This window comes from Tengunoibacter tsumagoiensis (assembly GCF_003967535.1).
In the GTDB taxonomy this organism is placed as follows: domain Bacteria; phylum Chloroflexota; class Ktedonobacteria; order Ktedonobacterales; family Ktedonobacteraceae; genus Tengunoibacter; species Tengunoibacter tsumagoiensis.
Map to the genome: position 1 here is coordinate 2,124,057 of NZ_BIFR01000001.1, position 19,823 is coordinate 2,143,879.

Annotated in this window: 14 protein-coding genes and 1 other RNA gene; 8 read left to right on the plus strand and 7 right to left on the minus strand. The window is 47.6% G+C overall.

Features of this window, described 5'->3' with window-relative positions; translation table 11 throughout:
• Nucleotides 1-26: 26 nt before the first annotated feature.
• Complete coding sequence (locus tag EL628_RS08295; protein WP_126579486.1) at nt 27-722, minus strand: response regulator; 696 nt, start codon at nt 720-722, stop codon at nt 27-29.
• On the minus strand, nt 719-1,987 hold the full coding sequence (locus tag EL628_RS08300; protein WP_126579487.1) for a sensor histidine kinase: 1,269 nt from the start codon (nt 1,985-1,987) through the stop codon (nt 719-721). Before EL628_RS08300 ends, EL628_RS08295 begins: the two co-directional genes overlap by 4 nt.
• 221 nt (nt 1,988-2,208) lie before the next feature.
• On the opposite strand from EL628_RS08300, the gene EL628_RS08305 reads away from it, so the two are divergent.
• Complete coding sequence (locus EL628_RS08305) at nt 2,209-2,637, plus strand: hypothetical protein (protein ID WP_126579488.1); 429 nt, start codon at nt 2,209-2,211, stop codon at nt 2,635-2,637.
• A gap of 542 nt (nt 2,638-3,179) precedes the next feature.
• On the opposite strand, the gene EL628_RS08310 is transcribed toward EL628_RS08305, so the two are convergent.
• Nucleotides 3,180-3,407, minus strand: coding sequence for a type II toxin-antitoxin system HicB family antitoxin (locus EL628_RS08310; RefSeq protein ID WP_218028890.1), 228 nt, complete (start codon nt 3,405-3,407; stop codon nt 3,180-3,182).
• Nucleotides 3,408-4,016: 609 nt separating this feature from the next.
• Here EL628_RS08310 and EL628_RS08315 point away from each other — a divergent pair.
• Nucleotides 4,017-4,589 carry a Uma2 family endonuclease gene (locus EL628_RS08315; RefSeq protein WP_126579489.1) on the plus strand — a complete coding sequence of 191 codons (573 nt, stop codon included), beginning with the start codon at nt 4,017-4,019 and terminating at the stop codon, nt 4,587-4,589.
• Nucleotides 4,590-4,654: 65 nt separating this feature from the next.
• Here EL628_RS08315 and EL628_RS08320 read toward each other — a convergent pair whose 3' ends face one another.
• On the minus strand, nt 4,655-5,638 hold the full coding sequence (locus EL628_RS08320) for a MerR family transcriptional regulator (RefSeq protein ID WP_126579490.1): 984 nt from the start codon (nt 5,636-5,638) through the stop codon (nt 4,655-4,657).
• A gap of 441 nt (nt 5,639-6,079) precedes the next feature.
• On the opposite strand from EL628_RS08320, the gene EL628_RS08325 reads away from it, so the two are divergent.
• Nucleotides 6,080-7,852, plus strand: coding sequence for an ATP-dependent nuclease (locus EL628_RS08325; protein ID WP_126579491.1), 1,773 nt, complete (start codon nt 6,080-6,082; stop codon nt 7,850-7,852).
• Nucleotides 7,853-7,889: 37 nt separating this feature from the next.
• Here the strand turns inward: EL628_RS08325 and EL628_RS08330 are convergent, their stop codons facing one another.
• A complete protein-coding gene (locus tag EL628_RS08330) occupies nt 7,890-8,750 on the minus strand; it encodes a restriction endonuclease subunit S domain-containing protein (protein ID WP_126579492.1) in 861 nt (286 codons plus the stop codon).
• A gap of 226 nt (nt 8,751-8,976) precedes the next feature.
• Nucleotides 8,977-9,348: a transfer-messenger RNA gene (ssrA, locus tag EL628_RS08335) on the minus strand.
• Between the two features lie 220 nt (nt 9,349-9,568).
• Between ssrA and EL628_RS08340 the strand changes: the two genes are divergently transcribed.
• The 5 genes from EL628_RS08340 to EL628_RS08360 all read left to right on the plus strand — a co-directional run bounded on the left by EL628_RS08340 (nt 9,569) and on the right by EL628_RS08360 (nt 16,072).
• Nucleotides 9,569-10,333 carry a glycerophosphodiester phosphodiesterase gene (locus tag EL628_RS08340; RefSeq protein WP_126579493.1) on the plus strand — a complete coding sequence of 255 codons (765 nt, stop codon included), beginning with the start codon at nt 9,569-9,571 and terminating at the stop codon, nt 10,331-10,333.
• A gap of 214 nt (nt 10,334-10,547) precedes the next feature.
• Nucleotides 10,548-11,567 (plus strand): glycosyltransferase family 2 protein, encoded by a 1,020-nt coding sequence (locus EL628_RS08345; RefSeq protein WP_126579494.1) that lies wholly within the window; start codon nt 10,548-10,550, stop codon nt 11,565-11,567.
• Complete coding sequence (locus EL628_RS08350; RefSeq protein ID WP_126579495.1) at nt 11,567-12,619, plus strand: lysylphosphatidylglycerol synthase transmembrane domain-containing protein; 1,053 nt, start codon at nt 11,567-11,569, stop codon at nt 12,617-12,619. The genes EL628_RS08345 and EL628_RS08350 overlap by 1 nt, the downstream gene beginning before the upstream one ends.
• Nucleotides 12,620-14,485, plus strand: a complete 1,866-nt coding sequence (locus EL628_RS08355; RefSeq protein ID WP_126579496.1) for a DUF2079 domain-containing protein — start codon at nt 12,620-12,622, stop codon at nt 14,483-14,485.
• A 186-nt stretch (nt 14,486-14,671) separates the two neighbouring features.
• Complete coding sequence (locus EL628_RS08360; protein WP_126579497.1) at nt 14,672-16,072, plus strand: hypothetical protein; 1,401 nt, start codon at nt 14,672-14,674, stop codon at nt 16,070-16,072.
• A gap of 113 nt (nt 16,073-16,185) precedes the next feature.
• On the opposite strand, the gene mfd is transcribed toward EL628_RS08360, so the two are convergent.
• The gene (gene mfd, locus EL628_RS08365; RefSeq protein WP_126579498.1) at nt 16,186-19,731 is read right to left on the minus strand and encodes a transcription-repair coupling factor; all 3,546 of its coding nucleotides are present in this window, start codon (nt 19,729-19,731) and stop codon (nt 16,186-16,188) included.
• Nucleotides 19,732-19,823: the final 92 nt, after the last annotated feature.

Below are 19,823 nucleotides of genomic sequence, written 5' to 3' on the forward strand. Positions count from 1 at the left end.
TGATGCTGTTCTGGCCCTCGTGCTTTTTATAGCAAGCCAAACTCTCTGGCTTTGAGGGCTGCCTGCGTCCGGTCGCGTACCCCCAGCTTACTCAGGATGTTGCTGAGGTGATTCTTGACGGTGCCACTCGCGATGTAGAGCTCCTCGCTGATCTCGCGATTAGAAGCCCCGCGCGCCAGTAAGGTCAGGATCTCCCGCTCTCGCTCGGTTAACTGCTCCATCTCTCGCTTGCTATCGAACGGAGGGGAGACTGGAGCGGCCACAGCGGGCAAATCTGGTGCAGAAGAGAAAGAGGCCAGGACTTTTTGAGCAACCTCTGGATGCAAGAGGACTTGACCCTGCGCTACGACGCGGATAGTTGCAGCGAGTTGCTCGGCGGTGATGTCTTTGAGGATATAGCCCAGAGCGCCCGCTTGCAGACCAGCTTGAATCAGCGCTCGATCATCGAACGTTGTCAGGATGATGACGCGGATCTCTGGCCATCGCTCTTTGAGGGCCCTCGTTGCAGCAATGCCATCCAGACGTGGCATGGATATATCCATCAGCACCACATCGGGGGCCATACGCTCGGTCTGGAGGCGTTCGACCATTCCCAGCGCCTCCTCGCCATCACCAGCCGTGCCAACCACTGTCAGGTCTGGTTCCAACTCAATCAGCTTCCGAAAGCCCTCGCACAACAGGCGCTGATCATCGACAATCATCACACGTATCTGTTCTGTCATCGCTTGACGTTCTCCCACATTTTGCGGACATACATAGCGTTCCGCTTCGAGTGTCCCTGCTGTGTGAGCGGAATCATCACTTCTACGCGCCATCCGCTCTGGGGTTCTGGGCCAGCTCGCAGCGTTCCACCTCGAAGCGCAACACGCTCACGCATGCCTCGCAGCCCAAAGCCAGACTTACTGTGCTCGTCATCCGGAAGCTTCCCCTGACCGTTGTCCAGCACCGTCAATTCTACCTGCTCATCGGTCCTGGAGAGGCGTAGCAGCACTTTTGTCGCATGCGCATGTTTCCGAATATTGGTCAACGCCTCCTGCGCACAGCGGTAGAGTGTCAGACTCACATCTGGATGCAACGGGGGGAGCACCTTTTCCAGATCGAGCGTGATCTGGGGCTCTCTGTTGATGGCTTCGCAGGCCACTGCCAGCCTGCGCAACTGCTCCTGCAATGACTCGCTGGAGGCTTCGTCAGGCTGGAGTGCCTCGACGGAATGACGCACATCTGCCAGGCAGGCTTTAGCCACCTGGCGCGCTTCCAGGATCTCCTCACGCAGATGGGGGTCACCGCGCGCTTCAAACTGTGTGGCCGTTTCTAGCTGGACCGCAAGTAAGGTCAGCGAGTGGCCCAGAGTGTCATGGATCTCGCGGGCAATGCGATTGCGCTCGCGGATGACGGAGAGTTCTTCCACCTGGGCGATATATTCCTGGAGTTGCCGCTGGACCAGTGCCAGTCTAATGATTGTCGCGGTGCATCCACAGGTGGCGCTAAACGAGATCAGCAGGATCATCTGACCCCCAGCATCCCACTGCTGGGTGAGGAGACCGAGCATGAGGCTGGTACTCAGCCAGAGGAGGGCAGCCAGCAGGAGACCGAATATACGCGGTCTGGTTGCCATCATCAGGCAAGCCGTTATCGTTGGCAGGATCGGAAGCCAGGAGGCGTTCGTACCTGGCAAGGGAATGAAGAGAGAGAGACAAGCCACGCAGAACAATGCTAGAAACCAGCCGGGATGGGCTCGTAGTCTTCCAAGATGATAGATCACGAGCCAGACACCATAGATCCCTGTCAGCAGCAGCAAGCTGAGCAGCGTGCGCTGCACTAGAAAGAGGCCAAAAAGATAGGCTACACCTGCAACACAGTAGGCGGACCAACGAAGAAACCAGCTCGTTGCTGGGGTAAGGTATGTATCGACGCTATCTGCTTGCTTCCCTGTCATGCTTGTACCTTGCTTCTCGTGAAAGAGATGTTTTTCTGTACTATACCTCATATATGCTCTCCTCACCAGTGTCTCCGGTCATGGGTCTTCCAGGGAGATATATGACGCTGGTCATAGCAGAAAGAGCCAGAAAATAGGCCTCCAATGCATGACTGATGGGCCAGGTGGGAGCCAGCTTCTTTTAGCTATACTTGGCTTATCAAGTTCGCCACATGAGCGAGCCGAAGACAAAAGCATAAGAACCATTTTCTTGCTCAAGAAAGGATCATATTATGACAACCCGTATCATTGCCGAAGAACGCCTGAATCATCCACAGACTCAGACAGCGTTCCGCCGTGTCAAGCTCCTTGTTGGTTGCTATCTCGGCCTTAGCATCCTCACCCTTGTGGCCATTATCTTGCTGCGCAACAACACTGCAATTGTGATTCCGGCGGTCTGGATTCGTGGAACCATTGTCGCTGCCAGCGCCTTGCTCACGACCTTTTTCGTTACCCAGATGGTTCGCGGCTCTAAGCAAGGTTACTTCCGGCTGCGGCTGGTTTCAGCCATCATGTTCGTTGCCATTGTGGTCATCATCGCGCTTCCCGGCCTTTTCCCTCTGTGGATGAAGATCGAACAGGGCGTCTGCGGACTGCTCCTGCTCGGTGTCGTTGTGATCGTCAACGGTAAGCACCTGCAATCGACGTTTGCCACAAAGTAAATCATCTGACATTGAGCAGCCAGGACCAGAAAGAGGCCCCTGATTTGTAACCAACGAAACAAGTGTCCTTGCAAGAATGAGAGAAGAGTGGGAAGCTGGTAAAAGCGAGAGGCGTCTACCGGTTCAGCGCATCTAAAAAGCCCGGCAAGACCTGAATAAATGTTTCAAGCTCTTTCATTATAACTATTCAATCCTGAAACTACTTTTGTGAGAGAGGATGGTTGGGAAATTTGATTTTGCTCTTACCACTATCATTTATAATGTAATTGCGTAGATATTAAGAGGCATAAAACGCGGCTAGAAGCGGGTTGACGTCCCGACTTCTAGCCTTCTTCTGTGGTGGAGATGAAGGGGAGTTGAACCCTCTATTATTGTCTTTCTGAGGTGTATTCTCAGGCCATTTGTTGACTTTTTGAGCTCAATCTATCATCTCATTTTTGTCTATTCCTGGCGGCCTGCAACCATATGTGGTGATGTTCGAAGATGTCAAAGTGGATGTCACTTTTTGCCATAAAAAGAGGCCTAAATGGGATATGCCCCCATTATGCAGCATGTATTTTTGGTTGTGGGAGCGTTTCTCCACATTTGACGGCGTCGTTTATTAGCAATTCAAGAACTTCTTGTCCATTTTTGACGGCTTCAATATACGTATCTCCATGTGTTACTGGCATTATAACTTGTGGTGCCCATTCTGGTAGGATTACAAGATACGCTTTGTCCTCTTCTGACCATTCAATAAGCATCGAGTACTGAATCTGTGGCTTTTTCATGGCTCTAGTCTCCACCTGCTTCTTTAATCAGCTGAATAAATGCGCACACATCTTTTTCTTGATAAGGTTTTGCATCTTTTCCATCATGACCAGAAAGAATGACTATTGTTGATGGAATGAGAGGGTGTTTCCATTTTGTATGGAACAGCTTTTAAAATTTCATTCATGCTGGACTCCTGATGTGATAGTGAAAAACATTAAAAAGAGCTTATTTAATTTTATAATAATTTGTGGTATTTTTCAAAAAATGGGTAGAGCCACATTATCTGGTGAAGTGTTCAATCAAACACTCACAATTGAGCTCAAATAGGGGGAACCTTCACCAGATAATGTGGTTTTACCAAAAAAAGATACAGCAACATTAAGTGGTGGAATATCCCTCGTTTGAGCTCATTTTTGCATAGTTATTTGAGCTTATCCACCAGATAGTGTAGCTGTACCCAAAAAAAGTTTGTGGTAGTTTAATTGGATTTTTTAGTGTTTTTGCTTGCATGAATCTGATGAAGTTTGCTTTCTTTTATTGATTATTCTGTTTATTTCGTGTATGGTTTATAAGATTGAAGTTTTGTTTTTTGTGAGTGCTGGCTCATACTAAAAAGAAGGTGGAAGATGCAGAATCCTGAGCAGCCTTATACATTAGAAGAGTACTGGAAGCTTGTTGAAACCTTTCCAGATCATAAGTATGAGTATGTTGATGGTTTCGTTCGCATGATGACTGGTGGTACACTGCCGCATTCTCATATTGCTATGAATCTGTCGCGTATTATTAGTACTGCTTTGCTTGATCGCGAATGCCTCGCATTTGGTTCTGACGCTGCTGTGTCTTTGTCGGAAAGTCGTGTGTATTATCCTGATTTGACTGTGACATGTGATCCAGCCGATTGGTCACGCACAAAGTCCATTGAATCACCGACAATTGTGATAGAAGTACTTTCGCCAGGTACGCAGAGTCGTGATAAGCTAGAGAAACTGGATGCTTACCAACTTTATCCAACTATTCAAGATATCCTTTTAATTGACTCGAAGCGTATGCGCATTGGTCATTATCATAGAGTAGATGCTTCAAGCTGGAACTATATTATCTATACGAGTAAGGATGATGTAGTGGCGCTGGAAGTGATTGATCTTTCTATTACAGTTGCAGACATCTATTATAGAGTGTATCTGACTACGGAAGAATGAAGACAAATAGAAAACGTCCATTGCTCTTAGGTTGATGCAGGTGGACGTTTTTTTATGGTTTGCGATTAGTTTTGTTCATGGTTGAAGTTGTGAAGTGCTTCTCTATAAGCCTGGATGATTGGGGCTCCTGATTGCTTCATGTCGATGCTAAACATTTGGGTGTCTGTTCGTGGAAACAGGACTTCACTGAAGCCAAAGTGTTGTAGTAATTTGATGCCGCTCTTGGTGGCTCCAACTGAAGTCATACTGTCAATGATCACTCCTCTTGTTCCAAGGTCGACAATGGTATTCATAAAGCTAGAGATAAGCTTTGCTCCATAGCGGCGGCGTAGCTCTTTGTCCAGGCTGGGCTTGATCCCGATTTCTGCTATGTAGAGCTGTACTTTGTGGCCTGCTCTGTATTCTTCGATGTCTTCCTCTTCAATGTCTACATCACCTAAAAGAATTGAAGTATCGCTATGCATAACTTTCTCATACTTTGTCGAACCCGGTCGGAACGGTATGATAGTGGCGATACCGAGTACTTCATTGTTCGCCTTTAGCACATGAACAACTTCGGGGTTTTTACGTATCCAACTGGTCCATTTCTGAATGAGTGTGTTGTCGTCTGTATCCACGCTCGCTGTGAACAGCTCTCTGTTCAGGGCGACACAGGCAGGTATGTCTGCCTGTGTGGCTGTTGTGAAGACGGTTGTTTCTATCTCGTCTTCCAGGTTAAGGAAAGTCTCCAGGTCATTGCGTAGTTTATCTACGTCCTTCTTGAGGTAAAAGCCTTGCTTCCTATTCGGGGGCGTCGTATAGGTGATGAGACCTTTCTCTACGTGCCGCCTGATCATTGAATCACTGATGTTCAGGATCTGTTTGACTTCGGTTGCTGTGTAGTATCCTTTGGGTGCTTGTATTCTTGGCATTCTCCACCTCCTGCTCTTTATTATATGGTTCCAACTGTTCGATAGTGCATGAAAAATCGTTGGATGTATCCAGCTCAATGGGAGGAGATAGTCTGGCAGTACAAGGAGTTGGAGCTGGCGGGCTGGAAGTGCGACCATTGTGGTATTGCTCACGGTTCAAACGGTGTCAGAGAGAACAGGTGTTGTGTATATCGTCTGCAAAGGCGAATAAATGGGATGAAAATTTTAAACCAGATAGGCAGAGCGACGCTCCAAACTAAGGCTAGACTTTAATTGTCAAATTGGTTAGTTCTTTGTTATTAGACTGACTGTGTAGAAGGTATAAAACAGGGCAAGAAGTACGTTCATAAACCAGCTTCTTGCCCTGTTGCGTGTTGGAGTTGAGTGAGAGCCGAATAAAGACAAAGTAACAGTGAGCAGTTGTACTCTTTTAGATAGGTGACTGCCAGGGTGCTGTGCTGAAATAAAATATAAAAGTGGCATTAGTATTTTTGTCATAAAATGGTGTGATAAGTGTTATTTTGCATTATACTATTTGCATAAAAGGTTTTTAGTTTTTCTTATGCAAAGGAGTCTGCTTTGTCTCTCAAACATTTTAGAGTTCCAAATTATCGATCTTTGTATGATTTTGAGCTGCCATTGCAAAGTTTTACCATTCTTATTGGAAGAAATGACGCTGGAAAGTCCAATGTTCTCAGGGCAATGCATTTACTTCTAGAAGATAGAGCTACTTTAGCGGCTTCCAAATACGATTGGAGTACAGTAAATAAACAGACAAAATCGACACGCTATCCTAGAGAAATATCTATTTATGGAGATGTTGGTTTTAATATATGTCGCCGCGTTCAAATTATGAAAGATGCAGATGCTATTTCCGAATTACTTTTTTTGGATGGATCTGATTGGAGGCCTATAACGCTTGACGAGAAGCAAAGTGTTCCCTCTTTTTACTATCTGCGCCCTCGTACTGGTGTATTACAGGAGGCATTGAGTGGGGAGGACGAACATAATATTTTCACCTTGATTAAAGATTGGATGCCTTCGTCTTTGAGTAAAGAGTATGATCTAGATGGATTAATGAGAAAGTATGCATCGACCCCGAATGCTATGACTGCATATGTGAAGTTCTTTGATGAGCAAGTTTACGCACCACTCAGCATAGCGTTTCCTTCAGATTTTCCTTTAATACGTTTTGACATAAAATTTCGCGGTAACGAAGAAAAGAATTTATTGATTGTACGTGAGTTGACTCATCTAGAAGCAACTCAAGCTCGCTTTAGACTTCCACTAGAGAGCCATGGCTCGGCTTTGATCTCTATTACTGCTATGGTGTTGTCTATAGCAGTTTTACAAGAATATCATAAGCAAAAATTTGGTAGTAAGCCAATGATAATTGCCATTGAAGAACCAGAAGTACATTTACATCCTGGTGCTCAACGAGCATTTTTGAACTACTTAAAGTGGATGAGTTCAAAGCATCAAATGCTCATTACAACTCATTCTCCTGTGTTGGTTGATCGAGCGGAGCCAGAAAATGTTGTCGTTTTACGTCGAACGTCTATGGCCGAGGAAAAAGATGATAAGAACAAGACCTTAAAAAAAGCTGGTGCTACTGCCGCAATTTTTTGTGATTACAGAACGAATTGGCGAGAAGTTACAGATACTTTAGATGTGAGATTAAGCGATGCATTAATGATGGGTGAAGTAAACTTACTGGTAGAGGGGCCGACTGAAGCCATAATGCTACCTGCTATTGGCGAGGTATTGTTAAATCGGCAAGAAATAACGTTTGATATAGATAGAGTTTTTGTTTGTCATGGCAACGGTGGAAATCTTCCTCATATTGCATCCATTTTGCAAAAAACAGGCAATCCAACTGTCGTTATGCTTGATAATGACAGTGAAGGCCTTCAGATGAAAAAAAAGTTGGAGGGGGAAGAAAATAGAGTCGAAGAAATATTTATGCCTAATATTAAGAATTTGAAACCTCCTCTGAATGGGCTTAAGGAATATGAATTTGAAGATCTTTTGAATTCAAAAGTGCTTTTGCACGCTTTCAATGAAGCTTATATAGGAAAAGATGGATTTGATTTTCTACCTATAACGTTCGAAATGTTCGAAAAAGAGCAGAATCGTCTTTTAGGAAGCGCAAAAGCCTTTGGTTGGGTTGCAACTGTCAACTCTTTAATTGAGCAGGGAACGGCAGTTTCCTCTAGCAAGAAGAAAAAAGAGTGGTTCAGTAAACGGACTTTAGCTGAAACTGCAGTTAAATACATCCGAGATGAAAGACTCGGTATACCTGATTATTTCAAGCAGGTTTTTAAAAAATTAGAAGAATTGTTTATGAATTAGCTAAGTTATAAATGAAGAGGAAGTATGACCTTGAGTGTTATACTTCCCCTTTTGAATTTTCATTCCACCATTGCATCGTAATCTTACCCTCAAAAAGATTTTCTAGAAGTAGGAAAAGAAAGTTATTACTTGGAGGAAGGGCTTGTTGATACTTAAATGCAACATCCCAAAATTTATTAAATTTTTCTTTTAATGCCTCTTGTGTGGTAATTAATGGCAATGGGATATATAGATTTAAAAAGTTATGCTGAGTAATATTACGCATGCTTAAAATACCATGAGCATGTGAGCGTAGTTGTGCTCTAATTGTCGGAGTGTTAAGTACTAGATACAAGTAGCACGCGTTAGTATATTCAGCTTTAAAGATAACGCGCCATATTTTGTCACTTATAATCAAGTGGGGTGGCGTATTTCTTACAAGAACCGAAGCCCCTATTATCTCTTCACTATTTGCTCTGTTGAACAAAAGATCCTCATTCCTGACTTCGTAATGGTTGTTAATTGGTTCATGATTAATGATCTCTTTATTTTCTTTTGGATTAAAAATTCCTTTTGAAATTGCACTTGTTTTTAGTATTCCCCAGTTCCCCTCTGCGGCGGGGATTTTATTTGCTTTAATGCTCCTACTATATTCTAATCTTTTAACAATATCTTTGAGAAAAAGAAACTTCCATTCTATATCTTCATTTAATACATTTTCTAATCCAGTTGATTGGCTATGCTTATTTAACTCGCTAGATTCTTCCGTAAATATCATATTAATTGATTCTTCTACTTTTCTTAAATCTCGAACAATGTCAGAGATGCTTTTTTCTATTTGTATGTTTCCTTCAACTCGTACGGCTTTCAAGCTCCGAACTTTGACATTTTCTTCTTGTGCGACGGAAAATATGTCCAAGTTTCTTCTCCTCACAATACTATTCTTTGATTAATATTAAGAATAACCTGTTGAAAATAGCTGGAGAGCAACTATCCAAGATAAGGACAGACTTTAACTGTCAAATTGGCGATAAACTGTCAATAAACTGTCAAACGGGTTGGTTCCCTGTTATTGGACTGACTTTGCAGTAGGCATAAAACAAGGCTAGAAGCGGGCTGACGTCCCGACTTCTAGCCTTGTTCTGTGGTGGAGATGAGGGAGAGTTGAACTCCCTGTCCAGGCGATCCCACTGGAGAATGTACTACAGGTTTAGTCGATGTGTTTCATTACGCCCCGGACTCCCATCGACAAAATTCCTGGTGCGCTGGCCCGCTGGTCTTAGCTTACACCTAGAGGGCGTTCAGTGTAAGAGCATCTCGCGTTTTATGGCACCCGTACCCCAACCCCACGAGAAAAAGTTGGGCGGATGTCGCGTCACTGGTTATTAGGCAGCGAGAGCGAAGTTGTTGTTGCTTGTTTTGGCAACTATGTTTTGTCGGTTGTTTAACGAGAGTGCGTACCGACACCTCGACCTGCAATTCAACAATCTGATCGTCTGTCGAAACCCGACATCCCCAGATTGGATATATCAGTTGAGTTGAGTGGTTCCACCCACAACTTCGATGATACCAGCAAATTGTACCATGAATCTTGACAAAACGCAAGGTTTTTCGTCCCTCGATCCCTATCAGTCCAGCGGCGGACTCTGTCGTTTGTTGCAATGAAGGGGTTGCCTTTGTATAATGTTTTAGAGGTAAATTTATGTTACGATCTTTCTTGAAGTAGGCGGGTGATGAATGAATCAAGTGCAGCGCGTGGCGCATCGTGGGGGCGCTCAACTGGCTCCGGAGAATACGCTGGCAGCCTTTCGTAATGCGTTAACCCTGCCCGTCGATGCGATTGAATTGGATGTGCAGTTGAGCCGCGATGGACAACTGGTGGTCTTCCATGACAATACCCTGGATCGTCTGACGAACGGTACGGGGAATATTCTGGATGTTGATTTTGCCGATCTGCGCTCTTTGAATGCTGCTGCCTCTTTTCCAGGGGGGTGGCCGCAGCCTGAACAGATTCCAACTCTGGCTGAGGTATTAGCCCTCGTTAAAGGTCGCTTACGCGTCTATATCGAGATTAAACTAAGCAAGCGCGATGGCGTGTATGGCCGCTATCCTAAGATTGCTGAGGCGGTGGTGCGTGAGGTGTGGGCGGCAAAAATGCTATCCCAGGTCCTCTTTATCTCCTTTGACTGGCCCGTTTTGACGGAATTGCGCTCCATCGAGTCTGATTTACAGGTGGGGGCTTTGGTCTCGCATGACCTCTGGACCCCAAAGAATGAGCAATCTGTGCGCGAGCTGTGTGACGAGGTTCTCTCACGAGGGTGCCAGTGGGTGAGTCTGGATCAACGACTGTTCGCAGACCCCATGGTCAATCTGATTCATCAGCGCGGACTGAAATTGGCTCTCTGGACCGTGAATAAAGCCGCTGATCTTGAGCGCCTGGCTCGTGCAGGAGTTGATTCGCTGACTACCGATCGGCCTGATCTTTTCTCTTATCTTTCGTAAAAAACGACTCGACTGGGACTTTCAGGTGATCACATCATAGTTGTATCCATCGAGTTTACTAGTTTGTGTCCCATCCAACTATTTATCCGTTCTAAATACAAGAAATTATCAATGGTATCCCATCTAGGTCGGTCCTTGTTTGGCTATGCTCACATTAACGCCTGTCAGTGCCAGAGTGTGGATGGTACCATCTCATCAGTGGAGAACAGAAGGCATGCAACATTCAAACATACCGTTACAAGTTAAAGATCTGGAGGCAGTCGAGCTAGAGCCATCTGAGCAGGCTGTTGCGATCTCGCTTGTGATTCCAGTCATGAACGAGGAGCAGAACGTCCCCCTCCTTTTTGAACGGTTGTCGCAGCAGCTTATGCAAATAGGTAAGACCTACGAGATTATTTTTATCGATGATGGAAGCACAGATCAGACCTTTCGAGAGTTGAAGGCGCTCTATGAGGCCCATCGCGGCACCGTACGAGTGATTCGTTTTCGACGTAATTTTGGGAAGACTCCTGCTCTGGTTGCTGGTTTTAGTCGCTGTCGCGGCGAGATTATTTTTACGATGGACGGCGATTTGCAGGATGATCCACAGGAGATTCCGCGCTTTCTGGAGAAGTTGGATGAAGGGTATGATCTGGTCTCTGGATGGAAATTTCCTCGCCTTGATCCCATTGGCAAGACCTTTCCCTCTCGCGTGTTTAATCGATTGGTAAGCCGTGCGACGGGCGTAAATCTTCACGATATCAACAATGGCTTCAAAGCCTATCGGCGTGAGGTTATTGAAGATCCTCATCTCAAATTGTATGGTGATTTCCATCGCTTTATTCCGGTCATGGCTCAGTGGCGTGGCTTTAAAGTTACTGAGATCAAGGTACGCCATCATCCACGGCAGTTTGGGGTCTCCAAATTTGGAGCACGACGCTTTGCGCAGGGGCTGATCGATCTCTTGAATGTGCTGTTCCTGACGACATTTTTGCGCCGCCCTTTGCGCCTCTTTGGGCCGCTGGGCTTCTGGACACTTCTCATTGGTATTCTTGTGGATGCCTGGGTGGTGGTTCGCACACATCTGTTGCATGTTATTAAAGAGCCAATTCATAATCAGCCGTTATTATTTTTCGGTATTTTGTTGATGATCTTTGGCTTGCAGTTTTTCTTGACTGGTTTGCAGAGTGAGATGATTCACTATTATGCATTTCAGCGCAGCGAAGAGTATAGTATTAAGCAGGAATTGGATTAATGCAGAAGAGTCATCTGAAAAAGTATGGGAAGCTTCTGCTCCGTGTAGGTATTCCGCTGATTGTACTGGCGTTCATTATCTATTCGATTCAGTCGCAATGGCAGAAATTGGTTTCATATGAATTCCATCTTCAGCCCTGGTATGTAGTGCTGGCATTTCTGGGCTTTATGTTGCAGGAGCTCTCGTTTGGGTTGATCTGGCGACAGGTATTGGGACGGCTGGGGTATCAATTGGATCTGCGACCGTGTTTACGGGTCTATCTAGCATCTGAGTTTGTGCGTTATATTCCAGGTAATGTCTGGCATGTGTTGACCCGCATTTTATGGGTTGGCAAATATGGAGTGCCAAGGCCAGTGGCCTTGGCAAGTATGACGATTGAGCTGATTACGAAGCTGGCAGCAGCAGCCTTTATCTTTGCCGTAAGCCTGTTCTTTTGGGGCAATGTCGAAGCGTTGAAGCAGCTACTGCATAACCAGAATACGCCTGTTCTGGCGGGTCTGGGTGGGATCATCTTCTTTGGTCTGCTTATAGTCTTGCATCCGCGCATTCTTAGCTGGCTGTTGAATCAGGCGCTTCGCCTTCTCAGGCGTTCACCAGTTGTGCTGAATGTGCGTTATCGAGATATTCTGGTCTTTACAGCGTACTGGTGTGTGAGCTGGTGCATTGCTGGTGTGGCCTTCTATTTCTTGTTAGTGGCTCTCTGGCCGGAGGCTCCTCTGGCTGCATTGCCGATCTGTATTGGCATTAATGCTCTGGCCTGGGATGTGGGTTTTCTCAGTATCATTACTCCAAGTGGATTGGGCGCACGGGAGTTCGCAATGGGTGGGCTGCTTGCCCTATCACTCCCGTTGCCTGTCGCGATCGCTGGTATTATAGCAATCCTCTCCCGCATTGTCTCAACATTGGCTGAGCTCCTTTGTGTGGGCGTCGCGTATGCGAGTGGAGGTCAGCAGGTGCGGGCAATTCAGCGTGAAGAGATGATGCAATCTCTACAGACTACACCAGAGCATGAAAACGTTTCGTTGGTGGTAAGTGAGGAAAGTGGGGTCTAAGTGAAACGTATTTTGGAGCAGGTATGCAAGGGCATACCAGGGTGGTTTCGGAACTGGTATGCTCTCCCAGAGCCATTGCCACATACGCGAAAGTTCTGGCTGGCGATGGGATGTGTAACAATTGCAGTCCTATCGTTTTGTCTCTACTTTATTAGCTATCTCGTCGCTAAACATCAGACCTTTCAGACCAATGCTGAAGATTTTGGAATTATGAATCAGGCGATCTGGAGTCTGGGTCATGGCCAGCTCCTCCATCAAACAATCTGCAATATTGTGTTTGATACGAACTGTGTCTCTACCCAGGGTGTTTCGCGGTTTGCCATCCATTTTGAGCCCATTCTTTTTCCAGTGGCGCTTATCTATGTCCTTCTGCCTGATCCACGAACGCTGCTGGTGCTTCAAACATTGATTGTCGGGAGTGGGGCATTCGCAGCCTTCTGGTTGGCGCGGTTACGCTTGCGTAGCGAACTGGCTGGTGTCGGCTTTGCTCTCCTTTATCTGCTCTATCCAGCGCAACAGCAAGCGACAGTCTTTGATTTCCACGCCGTGACTTTTACGGCTTCCTTCTTGCTGTTCTTGCTCTATTTTATGTATACACGACAAACGTCCTGGATGATTGTCTTTGCTGTGCTGGCGATGGGTTGTAAAGAAGAGATGCCTCTGGTTGTCGGCATGTTGGGACTCTGGATCTGCGTCTTTCAGCAACGGCTAAAGGTTGGTCTCTGCCTGTCGGGAGTGGGTCTGCTCTGGTTTCTCCTCGCATTTTTCGTGATCATACCTCACTTCAGTCCAACCGGACATCATCTCCTCATTTCTAGGTATGCGCAATTAGGGAGCCCTAAGCATTTTTTGGGGACTATCATTCTCCATCCCCGCTCTTTTTTGCACCAATATGTCTTTGAGCCAGAGCACTTTAAATATCTGATGATTCTGTTTGCTCCGATCGGACATCTCTCGTTTGGACGCTGGTGGTTTGCTCTTCCGTTCTGTGCTCCATGGGTGTTAGTCCTGGCTTTGCCTACGTTAGCATTGAATATGTTGAGCTCTGATCCATTAATGTATAGTGGGCTTTTTCAGTATAGTGCAGAACTGGTTCCTATTATTCTGTTTGCAAGTATAGAAGGGCTGGTTCTTCTTCTATTTATAGGGCGTTATCTGGTGCAGTGGGGATATCATGCAGGGAAGCGTTACCAGCTCTTCTCTTTTCACCGGAGCGTAAAACCTCTCCCTTCTTCAGTAGCTCGAACGGGTCTGCTGCTGGTGCTCTTAGTGGGGATGACCATCAGCGTTTTGCGTGCTGACTATTATTTTCATGGGCAGATGCCCTATACGTTGGATTTTCAGTGGCCGGTCTCTTCAGCTCATATTCAGAAGGCTCAGACTTTTATTGATCTTGTTCCACCGAACGCTTCTATCTCGGCTCAGACTCATCTTGTCCCTCATTTGAGTCAGCGTGAGCAGATCTATCTTTTTCCGTATGGAGATACAGAGGCTGAGTATATTTTGCTGGATATCTCAGGAGACATTTATCCTTACTTTCAGCAGGATCAGTATATGGCAGAGATTAAACAAGTGTGGGAGAGTGGTCAGTATGGGATATTGGATGCTGATGATGGATATCTTTTGCTTCAACATGGCCTGGCTCCTCCAACGGTAGCTTTTGAGCCCGATTTGTTGCCAACCTTGCATATTGGATCGGTCTCTGTCCCCTCTCAATCCCAGGGGCGGCACCATGCTCAAGCGGCTCCCGAGGCCTTTACAACTGATCCTTTTGTACAGGCAGATTGGTCTGATTTTCTTCTGTACACCAGTACATCTCCAAAAGGGCTAGGACATATGTCCACGGCCCTTTTACCTCTGGTATAATCATCGAGTACAATAAAGGATGTACTGGCTTGGCTTCCTTTACCGCTGGTGAATGCACCTGGTACATTTGCTTCGAGTCATCGTACATAAGCGCTGCAACTGATGCCAGTAAAGAGAAACATAGTGAGTGGAAGTACTGCCCGCTCAAAATGGCATGTTAGCAGTAGAACGAAAGAGAGATGTAGGATGGGCATTTATTTAGGTCAACTTCCGCCCGCTGAAATTGCACGCTTAAAAGCGGAGTTAGCTGAGACGCTGATTACCCATTTTTGTTATCCACGCTTTTTTGATTATCGCACTGATTCGTTGCAGATGCGCCCGGTGGATCGTGTTAAACGACAAGAAGTCTGGCTGTATCTGAGTTCGTTTGATTTTACGGCCTGGAATCGTGTGGATCTGATGTCTGCCGATTTGCAGAATCAGATAGAGCTTCTCTTTATTCAATTTGTGCAGCGCAACCGCAGTTTCTTCGGGAACCAGGGCCGGAGACGTATGTCTGATATTCGAACACAGATTGGCTCTTGTGCCACCTCTGTTTCGCAACGACTGCGTAATCATTTGTCGGGCCAGAAGCAGATGGCTCCTCCCTTTGGGAGCCCGCGACCAGTAGTTACCTGGTCCACTACGAGTATCAGCAATCGGCCAGAACCCAGCTGGGAGCAGATCTCTGCATCAACGATGGCTTTGCAGCAGCAGTTACAGGAGTGGCGCGGTGAGATCCGGACGGGAGCTGCAAATGATACCCGTACAGCCAGCCCGACGGGTCCTCTGGGCAATGGAGTGCCACGACGTCCAACACGGCCACAGCCTACACCTGCACAGCAAAGCTATGAGAAACTTGTTCAGCAACCAACTTTGCCAACTGCACCAGTGAATCCGCGCCCTGGCGTCGCACCAGCTACAGTTAATGGACGTAGTGCAGCCTCGGGCGCACCTCAGACTGCTCCTGCGGCTCAGCCCAGTGAGCCAGCGCGCAGATACGAGGTGCCGCTACAGCCAGTGCAACCGGTTGAACCATTGGCTCGTCGCACTGATTCTGTACCACCACGGCCTGCTGAGCAGCCATCGGCGCGTCTGGCTGACCCTGCTCTAACGGCACGACGCACAGAATCTGCACCTCAGCCAATCGTCTCACCAACTCAAGCCCCCTCAGGGGTGTTGCCACAGCGACCTTCTGTAAGGCCATCCACACCAGAGTCGCCTTCTCCATCGGTAAGTCATGGCACTTCTCCCAATATATCCAATGTGCAGGCGGCTACCGCGAATGTGACGACAGCGACCACGGCTGCCGGGCAGCGCGAAATGCTGACGGTAGGTGAAGATGATATGGCGATCTTTGAGCAGCTTCGACATCAATTAGTGCTCTGGCTGCGGGTTGAGGCTTTGACGGCAGGGCTGGAAACGACGAATCAGGCGCCCGCGCAATTACTCGATCTGTTGCGCCAGCAGTCCCGGCTCGACGAGACTCGTTTACAGGTTGTCTCCACTCTGCTTAATCTCTCCAATCAAGTGATGAAGACTGGCGTTGTGAGTGTACTGGATTATAAGCAGGCTTTAATGTTCCACCTGATGCATACCAAAAGATAGAGGCTAAGCGATTGTCAGAAAGGAGGCTCCAGCATCCAGTAGCAATGTATCGCTACTGGATGCTGGAGCCCCATTTTTGACAGTTTAAAAGGCGAGCCTGTTCCCGCAAGCTGTTACGATGCGGTAGAGGAAGCTGGGGCAGTAATACTGGGAAGGAGCTCCCGCAGTTGGGGAAGCCAATTGGTGCCAAGCAGACGCTTAGGAATCCGAATCGTTCCTTGTTGAACACGAGCCTCGTTTTTGAAGCGACGATAAAGCACGATGCGATTGGGGACTACGCTCCGTTTGGCAATTAAGATCAGCTCATTATCTTTTAATGCAATTGACTCAAAGCCAAGCTGAGCAGCTTCGACCTTCATACGGATGAGCGTTAAAAGGTTCTGTGCAGGTTGAGGTAATGGTCCAAAGCGATCGCTCATTTCGGCTGTCATGGCTTCCACCTGCTCTACTTGTGAAAGGGTTGCTAACCGCTGATAGAAGTTGACCTTGAGTGTGCGGTCTCCAATATATTCATCAGGCAGGTAGGCATCAATTGGCAGATCGACAGTAGCCGTTGCGGCGCTGACCTCCGTCTGTTTGCCCTGAAGTTCCTGTACCGCATCCGAGAGAAGCTTACAGTACAGGTCAAAGCCGACCGAGTTCATGAAGCCTGATTGTTCAGCTCCCAGCAGACTGCCTGCTCCGCGAATCTCCAGATCTTTCATCGCAATGCGGAAGCCAGCTCCCAGTTCAGTGGCCTCGAAGATCGCACGTAAGCGCTTTTCTTGGATGGGCGTGAGCTTTGCGTCTTTGCCATAGAAGAAGTAGGCGTAGGCTTGATGGGTTGCCCGGCCTACGCGACCGCGCAACTGATAGAGCTGTGACAGGCCAAAATAGGCGGCATTGTTCACGATAATCGTATTGGCGTTGGGGATATCCAGCCCATTCTCAATAATGGTCGTCGAGATGAGGACATCATAGTCGCCATTGGAGAAACCCACCATCACGCGTTCAAGTTGATCTTCATTCATCTGTCCATGTCCAACGATGATGCGCGCCTCTGGGATGAGCTTCTGAAGTTTTTGGGCTATGATCTGAATGCCTTGTACGCGATTGTGCACGAAGAAGACCTGGCCTCCGCGATCCATCTCGCGCAAGATGGCTTCACGTATCAAATGATCGTCGTATTCACGAATAGTGGTACGAATGGGAAGCCGTTCTTGTGGCGGGGTCTCAATAATGCTCATATCGCGCAGGTTGACCAGCGACATATGCAAGGTACGAGGAATAGGTGTGGCGGTCATCGTGAGCACATCAATCTCGGCTCGCATCTGTTTGAGCCGCTCTTTATGAACGACACCAAAGCGCTGTTCTTCGTCTACAATCAGAAGACCAAGATTGAGGAAGACCACATCTTTCTGGAGTAGTCTGTGTGTCCCAATAATAATATCGACCTTGCCCAGAGCAAGATCCTCTAAGACTTTTTTCTGTTCTTTTTCGGAGCGAAAACGGCTGAGTAGTTCTACGCGCACTGGATAGGCTTTGAGACGCTCTTTAAAATTGTTGTAATGCTGGAGGGCCAGGACTGTTGTCGGGACAAGGATGGCTACCTGCCGTTGATCCAGGACCGATTTGAACGCTGCTCGTAGAGCTACCTCGGTCTTGCCATAGCCGACATCGCCACAGACTAAGCGATCCATTGGTCGTGGTCGCTCCATGTCTGCTTTGACCTCTTCGATGGCGCGCTCTTGATCGGGAGTCTCCTGGTAAGGGAAGGCATCCTCTAACTCCTGGAGCCAGGGCTGCTCTGAATCAGGTGGGAAGGCGTGGCCCGGTGCCGCTTCTCGCTGGCTATAGAGTTTGAGGAGCTCCTGTGCGATCTCTTGCACATTCTCCTTAACCTTCGACTTGGCTCTTGTCCATTCAGTCGTACCTAGCTTACTTAATCCAGGAACGGCATCACCCATGCCGATAAAGCGCGTGACGCGATCAAGCTGATCGGTTGGAATATACAATTTATCGGTACCAGCATAATGGATGAGCAGGTATTCGCGCTCAACGCCGGTCAGGTTCATTTTGACGAGCCCTTCAAAACGGCCAATACCATGTTCCTGGTGAACTACATAATCTCCAGGATTGACTTCGGCGAGAAACGAGGCCGGGGTAACTGGTTTGCGACGCTGAACACCACGCCGTTTTGACCAGCCAAAGATCTCTGTATCGGTATAGACATATAAAGCCAGTGAACGCGATTGCCAGCCTTCCGACATCTGACCCTGGATCAAGGTCAGAGTGCCTGCTTCAGGTATCTGATTGATATTGGTGCCAGGGCTGACATGAATAGTCGCATCCTGTAAGATACTCTCATCGCTTAATACTTCGGCCATGCGCCTGGCCTGCATTGTCACAATGATCACACGATCGCGTTTATCAAGAGTCTTACGGCAATCCTGTACAAATGCGCGGAGCCGACCGCCATACGAATTGGCGCTGCTACAGACGGGAATGAGATTCTCTGTGCCCCCGTGCTGGTGGGCTTCGAAATCGCCTTCGGCGGTCGAGAGGATATCTGCAAAGCGCACCTGACGACGCTGCTGTAGCTGCGGTTCAATCTGTTCCCAGGTATAAAAGGCCTGGCGTAGATGGGCAGGATTTTCACGCTCTCGTTCAAGGCGCTCTTTGATCTCCAACGCCTGGGCATTGATCTCCTGAATATGATGCTGGACACTGGCTGGATTATCAATGATCAGGAGGCCGTGTTTAGGAAGATAGTCAAGGATAGTCGCTTGCTCATGGAGATAGGGGAGATAGAAGGCAATATCTGTAAAAGAACGGCGCTGGCGTAGCAGTTCGAGGTCTTGTTTCCAACGCTCCTCTGCATCGCGATGGAGAATCTTGCTCTCCAATCGAGCAAGTTCTTTTTCAGCCTCTGGTCCGCGAGCGGGGAGTGCCTCACGGGCAGGACCTAAGATGCAGACCTCAATCGTATTAAGCGAGCGCTGTGTCTCCTGATCAAATGTACGGATAGACTCAATCTCATCACCAAAGAACTCGACGCGAACTGGCCGGGGCAGAGTAGGTGGAAAGAGATCGACAATACCTCCGCGATGACTGAATTGTCCAGGCTCTTCGACCTCTGTCACAGGCTCGTAGCCAAGGTTATAGAGGTGCTCTAACATGCTGGTCAGGTCCACTTCCTGACCCGTCTGGAGGCGGAAGAGACTGGCTGCCAGTTCTTGCGGCGGGATAACAAACTGTGTAAGTGCAAGAGCAGAGCAGACGACGAGGACAGTGCGCTCACGTTCAACCATTGCGATTAACGCCTGCATCCGTTGTTGGGTTGTCTGACCATCTGCGATGAGCCGTTCATAGGGCATAGCATCGCGATCTGGGAGGCAGAAAATATCACTGGGACTGGCAGTAAACGCTTTGAGCGTCTCTGCGATCTGCTGAGCCTCATTTTCGTCGTTGACTACCAGCAGAATGGGCTGTTTCAAGGTTGCGGCAAGGGTTGAAATCACAAAAGGGCGCGCCGCTTCGGTAATACCAGTCAAGGCGGGGATGCCCTCAGATTTTTGTAATTTATCGATGAGGCGGCGATATTCGGGCCGCTGGGCTAGTAATGAAAGTAATCCCTGTAAAATCACAACATCCTCCAACAGACACAGTGAACTACACACCCTCTATCCTATTCCTGGTGGAGAGGGGTGTAGTGCATTGTCCTTTTTCCATACCCTGTTATCATACCTTACCATTTCAGTCTGTGCAATGC